The sequence below is a fragment of the Rhizobium sp. NLR10b genome, from assembly GCF_019685435.1.
Taxonomy (GTDB): Bacteria; Pseudomonadota; Alphaproteobacteria; order Rhizobiales; family Rhizobiaceae; genus Rhizobium.
On sequence record NZ_JABDWV010000009.1, the window covers coordinates 69,614 to 80,925 of the forward strand.

Sequence of the window (11,312 nt, forward strand, 5' to 3'; positions counted from 1 at the left end):
CTCAGGCTGGAAAAGGGTTTTGCCACGCATCCAGTTCTTCAAGCCGTCCGTACCATTTTTGCATATGCCGGAATTCGGCGAGCGGGATGTCGGCAGCGGTTGCATAAGGAAGTGCAGCTGCCAGTGCGAAATCCGCCACGGTCAGTGTCTTCCCGACGGCGACGCTGTTGGCGGCCAGATGATCGTCGAGCACCCGGCCATGGAGCCGAAAGTTCGTCTTCGCATCCTCGATCAGGGCGAGGTCAGGCTTCCCGCCGAACAACGGCTTGATCAAGCTTTCAAACCACAGCGTTGCCCCGTGCCGGGTGAAATGGCTGGCATCCCAGCTCAACCAGCGCAGCACGTCGATCTGCCGATGGTCATGCGGCCAGAAATCCGACGCGACTGCGTCAGACAACCGGCACATGATGGCGTTCGCTTCCCATAAGGTTCCGGCATCATCCTGCAGCACCGGGACCTTTCCGTTCGGGTTCAGCGCCAGGAATTCCGCGGTGCGCTGCTCTCCGCTGGCCAGGTCAACCCTGACGAACTCGACGTCGGCTTGAAGAAAACGCGCGGCGGCGCAGGCCTTCCGCGGATTGAGCGTCTCGCAATAGTAGAGCTTCATCGTCGCCTTACCCATGATTTTGCCCTTCGGCGGTTCCCAGAAAAGAGTTCAATCGCTCGAAACTTTGCGACCAACCGGATTCATGACCCTCAAGTGAGGATGCGCTTGCAAATCCGCTCTGCCGAAAAGTCATTTCCGTGCCTCCATCGCTTTCCCTGAAGGTGATGGTGACGATGGTTTCGGGGCTGGTTTCGCCGGTTCCGGTCTCCCAGGCATGTGTGAACACAAGCCTGTGCGGCGGCTCGACCTCCAGATATTTTCCGCCGACCCAATGCTCCTCTCCATCCGGGGCAATCAGACAGGCGCGGTGTTTGCCGCCGGGCCAGGCTTCCAGCCTGTCGCCCACTGCCTTGAAACCGTGAGGCCCACACCATTGCGCCAAGGCTTTCGGGTCGGTCCATGCCCTGAAAACGAGATCGCAGGGCGCATCGAACTTTCGCACGAGAACCAGGTCATGGCTGTTGTCTGTTGCGGTCTCTGGATTGGTCATTTTTCGTTTCCTTGTACCTTGGACAGATAGTCATCGAGACGATCAAAGCTTTCATCCCAGAAGCGCCTGTAATCGGCGATCCAATCTGCAATTGTCTTCAAGGCTGCCGGCTCGAGAATGCGGGGACGCGAATTCGCTTCCCGGCCGGAGCGGATCAACCCGGCCTGTTCCAGGACCTTGAGGTGCTTCGAGATGGCGGGCTGAGACAGTTCGAACGGATCGGCAAGCTCGGCCACCGTCGCCTTGCCGTTGGCAAGCCGCGCCAGAATTGCTCTCCGTGTGGGGTCGGAGAGGGCGGAAAAAATCGCATCAAGCCTGTCGTCCATGCATCACCAATTAGCTATATAGCCAAATGGTTATATTCTGTGCGACGGAATGTCAAAGGCAATTTATGCTGGATCGGCAATGACAGGAAGAAACTCGACCCCTGTTGGGCAAGCGACGATGTCGTGAGCGGCCCCTTCCCCGCTCGCGACCAAGCACCCGAGAGCACCATTTTGAGGCGCTACGCCAGCCTCACATCGGCGGCATCTTTTCGAAGTTCGGCACATCGGGGTCGACCCGATCCCAGGCGAGGCCGCGCACGGTGTAGGTTGCCATTTGCGGCCGATATCGCTCCGGCTCGTCGAGGCTGGCGGCGTGGATGGTGAAGAAATCGGGCATGTAGGAGAAGGTCAGATAAACAGGCGCGCCGCAGGCCGGGCAGAAGCCGCGCGTTTTAACGTTGCCGTTGTCGGCGACCATCTGCCAGTGGCTGGCCTCGCCTTCAAGCTTTACCGCCTGGCGGCTCGGGAAGGTCAGATAGGATCCGTGGCCGGTGCCGCTCGTCCTCTGGCAGTCGCGGCACTGGCAGTCGTTCATCGCAATCGGCTCGGCCGAGATCTCGTAATGAATGGCGCCGCAGGCGCAGCCGCCGGTATAGGGCTTGCTCATCGCTTTCTCCTGAACAATTTGGTGATGTGGCTGGCGCCGGATCAGTCGTCACCGCCGGCGAGGGTGCCGATATTCTTCACGACCTTCTTCCAGCCTTCGCCCATTTTCCGGTAGGCGGTGTCATTCTCAGGCAGCACGAAGCCGGAATGGATGAGGCGCAGACGCGTGCCGTTTTCGGCTCGGGAAAGAATGAAGGTGACGACGGTATCGAGCCGTGAGCCATATCCGACATTCTCCGCATGTCCGCCTTTCCAGGCATAGGAGAGACGCTCGTTCGGCTTCACCTCCAGCACCTCACAGTGAATGGTGCCGTCCCAGGCGCCGGCCGGCGTCGTCTGGTAGGTGAAGCGCTTGCCCTCGATCGGCTCGAATCCTTCAGGCATCATCAGCCAGCGGCCCATCAGCTCGGCTGACGTCAGCGTTTTCCAGATCGTTTCCGGCGCGTGCGGAAACAGCTCGTCGACGACGATCTCCTGCGTGTCGGGCTTCAATGCAGTCTCGGTCATGGATCGATTTCCTTCAGCAAGGTTCTGAGATCGGCAAAGCGCTCGCGCCAGAAGGTGCCGTAGTGGCTCATCCAGTCGACAAGCGGCGCAAGCCCCTCCGGCTCGGCGCGGTAATAGACATTGCGGCCCTCGGGGCGCTCGGCCACCAGGCCCGCCTGCTTCAGCGCCTTCAGGTGCTGCGAGACGGCGCCCTGGGTGACGGTGCTCGCCCGTGTCAGTTCGACGACGGTGATCTCCTTGGAGAGGACGATCTGCTCGAACACCGCCCGCCGGGTAGGATCGGCAAGGGCGCGCATGACGCTCGTAATTGGGGTGGTCTCGATCATGCAAACACAATAGCCGTGACTAATTGATGAGTCAAGACTAATTGGTATCTGTCTTCGGGATCTGAAAAGGGATGCTTGATCAGCCCTGTGACTGCACATTGCGTCTGGGCTCGCCACCGCGGCCGGAGCACCTTGCACGACGGCGACCACCGCCTGCTGCCGCTTTCCTTGTTGTCCGACGGATATCGGCGATTTCGGAGCGGAGCCGACACCATGACATCGCACCAGATTTAGAGCCGGGCTGGAACCTCGTCAGACCTGCGAAGTTTGCGAGACGAGGAGAATTCCACATGCATTTGATTCAGTTGTTTATTCCGGCAGCGCCGCAAGCGACGGTCGACATCGGAGACATTATCGCGACAATTCAGCGCGAGATGACGGAGCGCCATGGCGGTGTGACGGCCTATCTCAATTCCCCCGCAAAAGGGCTTTGGTCCAATGACGAGGGCACTGAAGAAGATACCGTCATCGTGATCGAAGTCATGGTGGGCAGTCTCGATCGGGCGTGGTGGCGCCAATACCGTCGCGAACTCGAACGGCTGCTCGGCCAGGATGAACTGCTCGTGCGCGCACTTCCAGTCGAGACCCTATGACAGCGGAAGCCTCCATGGACATGCAATTCCGCCATATTGAAATCTACAGGAGACAGGGCGAGTTCGCAGCCTGGCCGGCAAATTATGGTTTCTGGTCCTGGGGTGAGGAAATCGTTGTCGTCTTCGCGCGCGGCAAACTCGGAGCGAAGGGGGAATTGCACGAACTGGACCGTGATTATCCATTCGTCCCCTGGCAGGCACGCAGCCTGGACGGCGGACTGACATGGATGGACGAGCCGTTCTGCGGCCGGGTGCCCGGTGGGCTCTCGCTTTCGGCCGATGAGCACCTGAACGCCGATCTCAAGATCCGTCCGCATCTGTCGGTTGGTGATGACCTCGGCCGTCTGGATGAACCCATAGACTTTCTCGATCCCGAGACGATCGTCATGTGCGCCAGAACCGATGTAGAGGGCGACGCGGTCAGCTGGTTCTATGTCAGCCGGGATCGATGCCTGACATGGCAGGGTCCGTATCGTTTCACCGGTTTGCACCTTCCGATCTCGGCGCGCACCGATATCGTGCCTCTTGGCAGGGAACATGCGCTCTTCATGCTCAGCACCTCCAAAGAGGACGGTTCGGAAGGCAGGGTGTTCTGCGCGCGCACTGCGGACGGCGGGCGCAGCTTCGTCCTTCAAGGCTTTGTCGGCCCGGAACCTGAGGGCTATTCGATCATGCCGGCATCGGTGGCGCTTTCCGGTGGCGCCATGCTGACCTTGACGCGCTGCATGGGGAGGGGCGGTGGCAAGGGTTGGATAGAAGCCTTCACCTCCGACGACGAAGGGAAGACCTGGACACGGAAAGGCTGCATTGTCGGCGACACCGGCAGCAATGGCAACCCGCCAGCGCTCGGACGCATCGAAGGCATGCTGCTGCTCGTCTACGGCTATCGTGATCCGCCATTTGGTATCCGGATGCGCATGAGTTTCGATGACGGCGAGACATGGGGCGCCGAGAAGGTCATCCGCAGCGACGGCGGCACGGCTGATCTCGGTTATCCCAGAATGGTAAAACGCGGGGAGGGATCCCTGCTCGCCGTCTACTACTTCAACGATGGCGACAGGGAGGAGCGTTACGTCGCAGCGTCCATTGTCACGCCTGCCAAGGATCAAGAAGGAGCCGAGGACGGCGCGGCTTCATTGCAGTCGTAGATCTGAGCCATGCCGAAGCGGAACGTTTGGCATTCGCGGAACAAAGCGGGGCACCCGTGGTTCGGGGCTGCGGCAGTCGCCGCCACGACATGGGAGGTTAGACATGCAAAACGATTTCACAGATCCGGCAGGAAGAAGCGCAACGGCGCAGACACCGTCCTCATCCCCAGCTTTTGGTTCTTCGCCGGGAATGCGCACGTCCGTTTCCGATCTGGAAGCGAAGGTGAGCGAAGACATTTCCACCGCCAAGGAAGCGATCAAGGAAGGCGCCGACACGGCCGTCGAGAAAGCCAAGGAAGTCATTTCCGAACGCACCAGCTTCGCTGCTCGCCAGGTTGGCGGCGTTGCAACGGCACTTGAGAAAGCTGGCGCCGAAATGGAAAGCTCCGGTCAGGCTGAGGTCGGGCGATACGCCAGGCAAATCGGGCGGAGCGTGCAGACCGTCGCTCGGCGGATGGAAGGCAAGGACATCGGCGAAATCGCCACCATGGCCGAGGATTTCGGGCGCAAGCAACCGCTCGCCTTTCTCGGGATCGCCGCACTTGCGGGCCTGGCGGCAAGCCGCTTCCTGACGGCCTCCGCGAAAAGGCAAACAGTTGCCGCGCCGCGCGAACCGTCGATTGGCCTGCGCCCCGGCGCCGCGACGACCGGAGGCGAGAACAATGGCTAAAACTTCAGAGAACACACCCCTCTCCGAGCTCGTCAGTGGCCTCGTGGGTGATGTCACGGGCCTGCTCCGCAAGGAAATCGACCTTGCCAAGACGGAAGCCTCGGAAAAACTTTCGCAGGCGCTCAGCGGCGTGGAAATTCTCCTATTCGGATTGGTCCTGGCGATCGGGGCAGTCGGCGTCCTGCTGAGTGCGCTTGTCGGCGGTCTCGCGGCCTTCCTCGTGACACAGGGTTTTACCCAAACCACTGCAGGTGCGCTCGCCTCTCTAATCGTCGGCATCATCATTGCCGGGATCGCTTGGGGCTTGGTCTCCCGGGGCCTCGCCGCGCTTCGCGCCAACAACATGAAACTGGATCGTACTGCGACTTCGCTTCGCCGCGACGTTGATGTTGTGAAGGACAAAATCTGATGGAAAATTCAACGGAAAAATCATCGGCCGAGCTTCAGTGGGAGATCGACCAAGACCGCCGCCGCATAGGAGATCGGATTGACGCGATTCAGGAACGGATGTCGCCGGGCCAGCTCATCGATGAGGTCATCGCATATGCCAAGGGAAGCGGCGGCGCAGAGTATGTCAGCAATCTTGGCCACGCCCTCAAGGCGAACCCTTTGCCGGTCGCGCTGATGGGCGTGAGCCTCGCCTGGCTCATGGCAAAAGGCAGTCCTTCATCAGGCGACACGGCGACCTGGAGCAAGGATCCTGAATACCCGCTTTACCCGGCGACTGGACGGGTTCGCCGGATTGGTCCGCCGGCAATGGAAAACGGAGCCCGTTACAGCCATTTTGCCGATGAATCCGGCAAGAGGTTGAAAGCGTTGACAGACGAAACAGGAGGTCGTGCCGGCCATTTCATGGACGAGGCGGGCAAGACCTATCGTGGCTTCGCCGACGCTAGCGGAAAGCAGATCAATCAGATCGCCGACGAGACTGGTGCAATGCTCGACGCGGCAACCGGCTGGGCGACGGAGAAATGGGAGCAGGCGAAAAGCGCCGCGAGCGACCTCAGCGCCCGCGCGTCTGACGCGGCGAGCTCGCTGTCGAGCCGGTCCTCTTCGGCGGCGACCAGTCTTCAAGAGCAAACGAGCAAACTCAACGAGGCGATCCTCACCCATTTCCGCGACCAGCCGCTCGTCGGCGGTGCCCTGGCTTTCGCGGTCGGTGCGGCGATCGGCGCGGCGCTGCCCCACACCGACACCGAGGATGAGTTGGTCGGCGAAGCCGCAGATAGCACGAGAGATAGCCTCAGCCATCAGGCCCAGGACGTCCTCGCGCAGGGTAAAGAGGTAGCGTCGGAAGTCTATCACAAGGCCGTGGACGTTGCGTCCGACGCTCATGATGTCATCAAGGAACGCGTGGTGGATGAAGCAGAAGCTTTCATAGATCGCAAGGATGGCCTCGGCGGAACCGATCGGCGGTAGAGGATCCATACCGGTCGGCCCCAGGAAGGCTCCACGGACCGTCATCGATGACCATCAGCTTCATGTCGTTGAAAGCGGTGGTTCACGAAATGGAGTCCTCGTTGTGGATCTGCATGGCTGCGACAGTCTGGCGGAAGAGATGCTGCTTCCTCTCGAAAATAGCCAGCAGCGACCGATTGCGATCGTCCCGGCTACGGTTGGAGTTCCGCGCTTTCACCGCGGCGCGGAGGCAGGAGGCGCGTGAGCGGCAGCAGGGCGTCGCGAGCAAGGGTGTCCTGAAGTCCGCCCGGGAGCATTGACACCGGGCCACGTCCTGATGATCGTTGGCCGATGACCGCTCCGCACTTTCACACCCGTCTCTCGCTCAGCCAGGATCTGGAGAAGCTCGGACTTCACGCCGGCGACATGGTAATGGTTCATGCCGCCATGAGCAGGCTGGGGCGATTGCTGAACGGCACCGACATGTTCATCGATGCGCTACGCGATGTCGTCGGCCCGTCGGGCACCATCGCCGCCTATACGGACTGGAACGGCGCCTATGACGAACTGCTCGACGAGAACGGCCGCGTTCCTTTCGAATGGCGCGACCATATCGCGCCTTTCGACCCCACGACCTCCCGGGCGATCCGCGATAACGGCATATTCCCGGAATTCCTTCGAACGACGCCAGGCGCGCGGCGCAGCGGCAATCCCGGCGCCTCGGTCGCGGCGATCGGCGCCAGGGCCGACTGGCTCACCGCCGACCACCCGCTCGATTACGGCTATGGCGAGGGCTCGCCGCTCGCCAAACTCGTGGCGGCCGGCGGCAAGGTCCTCATGGCCGGAGCCCCGCTCGACACGATGACACTTCTCCACCATGCCGAGCACCTGGCTGAGATCCCGAACAAGCGCCTGCGCCGCTATGAGGTGCCCTTTGCCACGCCGGCCGGCGTGGTGTGGCGCATGCTCGAGGAATTCGACACCGGCGATCCCGTCGTGGCCGGCTTCGAAAGCGATTACTTCGCCGGGATCGTCAGTGCCTTTCTTGCCGGCGGGCAGGGCGCGCAGGGCCTGGTTGGAGACGCGCCATCGGTGCTGGTCGATGCGGCTTCAATCTGCAGCTTCGCTGTCGCCTGGCTGGAGCATCAAGCCTGATCACGATGAGCGGCTCCGCGCTGCCGTGCAGGCTCTTGCTTCTCCCCTGGGCCCGCTCCTCCAACCTTACGGAACAAAATCCCGACGGCGATGTTGGTATGGCGATAAGCAATAAAGGCCATGGGAGGAATCCATGCATAAGTCTCTTCAGTTCGTGTTGATTGGCCTGGCCTCGATGACCGGCCTGACGATCGCACCGACGATTGCCGCCGCCCAGGATATGGAACTGCGCATCGGTCCCGGCGGCGTCGGCGTCTATGACCGGAATCGCGATTACGACCGCTACGACCGTTACGACCGTCGGGGCCCGCGCCGCTGCGATCCCGACGATGCGCTTGACATCGCCCGCAGCGAAGGCCTGCGCCGGGCCCACATCGTCCGCATCTCGTCTCGCAGCATCGTCGTCGAGGGGATGACGCGCCGCGGGCCGGACCGGATGATCTTCGCCAACCAGCGCGGCTGCCCGGAACTCTGAGCCGGCCTTGAGACAGTCGTGAATGCCGCCGGCACGGGGCCTTGCGCCCGCCGGCGGGAGCTTTCCACGATAGTGAACATTGCGCCCATTCAGCGCTCCGGCTGGCGTGAACCCACGGAGCACCACAGGAGGATTTCATCATGATGAGCGGTCAAATGAAGGCGCTTCTCGCCGTTCTTGCCGTTGCCGGTTACCAGAACAGGGACAAGATCCGGGAGCTCCTGCGGGGCTTCCAGAACCCGCAGCAGGCCGGCGCCGGAGGCCAGCCATCAGGCGGCCTCGGCGGCATCCTCGGCGGACTGGCCGGCTCCGGGGGTCTCGGTGGTCTTCTCGGCGGCTTGACCTCCGGCAGCATCGTCAGCGGCGGCCTCGGCGACCTCCTGAAAACCTTTCAGCAGAACGGCCAGGGCGACAAGATGGAATCCTGGGTGCGCCGCGGGCAGAATGCCGACATCAATGACGGCGAACTTGCCACAGCCCTCGGCCCGGATGTCCTGGACGAGATCGCCAGGAATACCGGCCTCTCGCATCAGGAGATCCTCGGCCGGCTGAGCCGCGATCTTCCCAAGGCCGTCGACGATCTGACGCCGGAGGGGAAAGTGCCGAGCGCCGAGGAGGCGTTCATGTCCTCGGCGAGCCAGGCGACGTCAGGGCGGCCGAGCGACATTTAGGCTGCGATGTGGAGGGGCGCCCGGCCGGCAGACAGCTGGCGCATGTTTGCTGGAACGATCGATCGGGAGGCGCCCTGTCCTCATTCCGGAGACGTCGCCGGATTTCCCATGGAACTCAACCCACGCTCCGTCCTCCTCGGGCTTGACCCGAGAATCCACCACGCGGACATCGACCGGCGGCGGCCGTGGATTCCAGGCTCAAGGCCTAGAATGACAGAGATTGGGGGTGTGCGTTGGCGCCAAACTCGGGCTAGCGGATGAGCAGAGGCAGATCGCCAGTCAACCTCTACTCGGAGAGGTACTTGCGAAGAAAGGCGTAGACGCTGCGCATGGACTTCGCCGCGGCGTCGGGGTCGTATTTTTCGATATGACCCAGCACCCTCTTGCCCATTGTGAACTCCGGGGCGTCGAAATCGTGATAAGCGCCTTTGTAGACGTTGAGCTCAACGGATGGGCCATCGTCGCCAAGGCGGGCAAGGCTCTTCTGGCATCGGTCGGCCCGGCTCCAATTGTCCCGTTCGCCAATCAGGATCAAGGTCGGTGCTGACGGAGCGCCCCGATTTGCGTCGCAGGCGGGATAATAGGCGACTGCCGTCTTGAACTTGTGCTCCATAAGCTGCTCGTTTCCCTCGGTTTTTGTTGCGTCGAGCGTCGCGGTGGCGCCCGTCGAAAAGCCCATCAAGGCGACGCGGCTGATATCGACGGAGCTCGATTTCGACAAGAAATCCAGAGCGCCATAGGCATCGAAGACCCGCTCGGGAAGAGCGATTCGACAGTCATCGTCGAGCTTGCGGGTGGTGAAGCTGTCGACGACAAGCACGACATAGCCCCATTTGACCAGCCGTTTCGGCCAAAGCTCCTTGACGCTCAAACGCAGGTGATCGCAACCATGCAGAAGGACCACCGCCGGGAAGGGGCCGTCGCCGTCAGGGCGGGACAAATAGCCGAGCAGCGGCGTGCCCGGCGATTGGGAGAGAATTTCTCCCTGTTCGAGGGCCTTGCGGATGCGAAACGGGCTGAGCTTCACCGGTGCGCTTTCGAACCGCACCACTTCCTCGGCATCGGCCGGGGCCGCACAGAAGGGAACGCCGAGAAAAGTGACGAGGCAAAGAAGAAGTCCTGCAGTTTTCACCGACGCCTCCATCGGGTGATCGACAGGCTGCTATTTGTACGCCGAAGCTGACGCTTGGCAAAGCGGGGGCGGTCTGCTGCTATCAATTGGTCGGGGAGGCGTGATTTTCAAAAGTGGCCTGCACCACCTACGGAGGGTGGAGGGACGTTTTCGCCAAACGCTTGACGAATTCGGAACCGGCGTCGAAGTGAATTTCTACGCTTGAAAGTCCTTGATCACCCCCCGGCGGATCGTTTAGTCCTACCGTAAATCCAAGCTGCGAGATTTGAATGCAAAGGTGATCCGACGGTGAAGGCCGGCGACGCTTCGATTGCATGTGTCATTCGCCAGGGCTTTCCGGCCAGCGGCATCGAATATCACCGTGGGTTTTGCACAGCGCTCACCTCTTGCTCCGTCCTCCTCGGGCTTGACCCGAGGATCCACGCTGGTCTCCACCAGTCGCGGCCATGGATCCCAGGGGTCAAGCCTGGTCAAGCCCTGGGATGACGGAGGGTGGAGGGACGTTCGGCCCAACGTTTGACCAATTTTTCTCCGCCAATTCCGAGCCGGCGTCGAAGGCAATTTCTGCGCTACAAAGTCCTTGATCACCCCCCAGCGGATCATTTAATCCTACCGTAAATCCAAGCTGCGAGATTTGAATTCAGAGGTGATGCCGGCGGTGAAGGGCGGCGACGCTTCGATGGCGTGCGTCATTCGGCAGGGCTTTCCGGCCGGCGTCATCGACCACGCGGCTTGGCACAGCGCTCACTCCTTGCTCCGTCCTCCTCGGGCTTGACCCGAGGATCGGGCTTGACCCGAGGATCGGGCTTGACCCTGGTATCCACGGCTGGGCTCCACCAGCGGCGGGCATGGATCCCCGAGTCAAGCCCTCGGATGACGGAGGGTGGGGGGCGCGCTTGGCCAAATCTAGCTAAGCAGCGCTCGACGCGGCCGCGTCGGCAGGACATCCATCCCTCACAAGGAGAATTGCAATGGACCCCTCGATTGCTCCGGCCTCGCGGGCCGCTGTGGTGACGCCGAACGATACCGCCATTGTCGGCGCCCGTGCGCTCTATATCGGCACGGCCGGCGATGTGGCGATTGCGCCGCGGCGGGATGTGGATCCGGTCGTCTTCAAGAGCGTGCCGGCCGGGACGATCCTGCCGGTTCATGCGGCGATCGTGGCGCTGACCGGGACCACGGCCTCCAACATTATCGCCTTGTTCTGA

16 protein-coding genes are annotated in these 11,312 nt (G+C 61.7%); 9 read left to right on the forward strand and 7 right to left on the reverse strand.

The window, feature by feature from the left end:
• Window position 1 precedes the first annotated feature (1 nt).
• The 6 genes from HJB91_RS16295 to HJB91_RS16320 all read right to left on the reverse strand — a co-directional run bounded on the left by HJB91_RS16295 (window position 2) and on the right by HJB91_RS16320 (window position 2,862).
• Window positions 2-622 (reverse strand): glutathione S-transferase family protein, encoded by a 621-nt coding sequence (locus HJB91_RS16295; protein ID WP_221155423.1) that lies wholly within the window; start codon window positions 620-622, stop codon window positions 2-4.
• Window positions 615-1,097, reverse strand: coding sequence for an SRPBCC domain-containing protein (locus tag HJB91_RS16300; RefSeq protein ID WP_210628767.1), 483 nt, complete (start codon window positions 1,095-1,097; stop codon window positions 615-617). The genes HJB91_RS16295 and HJB91_RS16300 overlap by 8 nt, the downstream gene beginning before the upstream one ends.
• Window positions 1,094-1,423 carry a helix-turn-helix transcriptional regulator gene (locus HJB91_RS16305; RefSeq protein ID WP_210628766.1) on the reverse strand — a complete coding sequence of 110 codons (330 nt, stop codon included), beginning with the start codon at window positions 1,421-1,423 and terminating at the stop codon, window positions 1,094-1,096. The genes HJB91_RS16300 and HJB91_RS16305 overlap by 4 nt, the downstream gene beginning before the upstream one ends.
• Window positions 1,424-1,613: 190 nt before the next feature.
• On the reverse strand, window positions 1,614-2,030 hold the full coding sequence (locus HJB91_RS16310) for a GFA family protein (RefSeq protein WP_221155424.1): 417 nt from the start codon (window positions 2,028-2,030) through the stop codon (window positions 1,614-1,616).
• Window positions 2,031-2,071: 41 nt separating this feature from the next.
• Window positions 2,072-2,536, reverse strand: a complete 465-nt coding sequence (locus HJB91_RS16315) for an SRPBCC domain-containing protein (protein ID WP_221155435.1) — start codon at window positions 2,534-2,536, stop codon at window positions 2,072-2,074.
• Window positions 2,533-2,862 carry a helix-turn-helix transcriptional regulator gene (locus HJB91_RS16320; protein ID WP_210628764.1) on the reverse strand — a complete coding sequence of 110 codons (330 nt, stop codon included), beginning with the start codon at window positions 2,860-2,862 and terminating at the stop codon, window positions 2,533-2,535. Before HJB91_RS16320 ends, HJB91_RS16315 begins: the two co-directional genes overlap by 4 nt.
• 290 nt (window positions 2,863-3,152) lie before the next feature.
• Here HJB91_RS16320 and HJB91_RS16325 point away from each other — a divergent pair, with 290 nt between their 5' ends.
• From HJB91_RS16325 to HJB91_RS16360, 8 genes are all read left to right on the forward strand, one after another.
• Window positions 3,153-3,455, forward strand: coding sequence for a hypothetical protein (locus tag HJB91_RS16325; RefSeq protein WP_210628763.1), 303 nt, complete (start codon window positions 3,153-3,155; stop codon window positions 3,453-3,455).
• Between the two features lie 14 nt (window positions 3,456-3,469).
• On the forward strand, window positions 3,470-4,603 hold the full coding sequence (locus HJB91_RS16330; protein ID WP_221155436.1) for a sialidase family protein: 1,134 nt from the start codon (window positions 3,470-3,472) through the stop codon (window positions 4,601-4,603).
• 103 nt (window positions 4,604-4,706) lie between these two features.
• Complete coding sequence (locus tag HJB91_RS16335) at window positions 4,707-5,273, forward strand: nutrient deprivation-induced protein (protein ID WP_221155438.1); 567 nt, start codon at window positions 4,707-4,709, stop codon at window positions 5,271-5,273.
• Complete coding sequence (locus HJB91_RS16340) at window positions 5,266-5,682, forward strand: phage holin family protein (RefSeq protein WP_221155440.1); 417 nt, start codon at window positions 5,266-5,268, stop codon at window positions 5,680-5,682. The genes HJB91_RS16335 and HJB91_RS16340 overlap by 8 nt, the downstream gene beginning before the upstream one ends.
• A complete protein-coding gene (locus HJB91_RS16345) occupies window positions 5,682-6,692 on the forward strand; it encodes a YtxH domain-containing protein (protein WP_221155442.1) in 1,011 nt (336 codons plus the stop codon). The genes HJB91_RS16340 and HJB91_RS16345 overlap by 1 nt, the downstream gene beginning before the upstream one ends.
• A 330-nt stretch (window positions 6,693-7,022) precedes the next feature.
• Entirely contained in the window at window positions 7,023-7,826 is an 804-nt protein-coding gene (gene aac(3), locus HJB91_RS16350) for an aminoglycoside 3-N-acetyltransferase (RefSeq protein ID WP_221155444.1), read from the forward strand.
• 133 nt (window positions 7,827-7,959) lie between these two features.
• A complete protein-coding gene (locus HJB91_RS16355) occupies window positions 7,960-8,301 on the forward strand; it encodes a hypothetical protein (protein WP_168302381.1) in 342 nt (113 codons plus the stop codon).
• Window positions 8,302-8,441: 140 nt separating this feature from the next.
• The gene (locus tag HJB91_RS16360; protein ID WP_221146800.1) at window positions 8,442-8,972 is read left to right on the forward strand and encodes a YidB family protein; all 531 of its coding nucleotides are present in this window, start codon (window positions 8,442-8,444) and stop codon (window positions 8,970-8,972) included.
• Window positions 8,973-9,258: 286 nt separating this feature from the next.
• Here the strand turns inward: HJB91_RS16360 and HJB91_RS16365 are convergent, their stop codons facing one another.
• Window positions 9,259-10,104 carry a dienelactone hydrolase family protein gene (locus HJB91_RS16365; protein ID WP_405048816.1) on the reverse strand — a complete coding sequence of 282 codons (846 nt, stop codon included), beginning with the start codon at window positions 10,102-10,104 and terminating at the stop codon, window positions 9,259-9,261.
• Between the two features lie 971 nt (window positions 10,105-11,075).
• On the opposite strand from HJB91_RS16365, the gene HJB91_RS16370 reads away from it, so the two are divergent.
• A complete protein-coding gene (locus tag HJB91_RS16370) occupies window positions 11,076-11,312 on the forward strand; it encodes a hypothetical protein (protein WP_210628754.1) in 237 nt (78 codons plus the stop codon).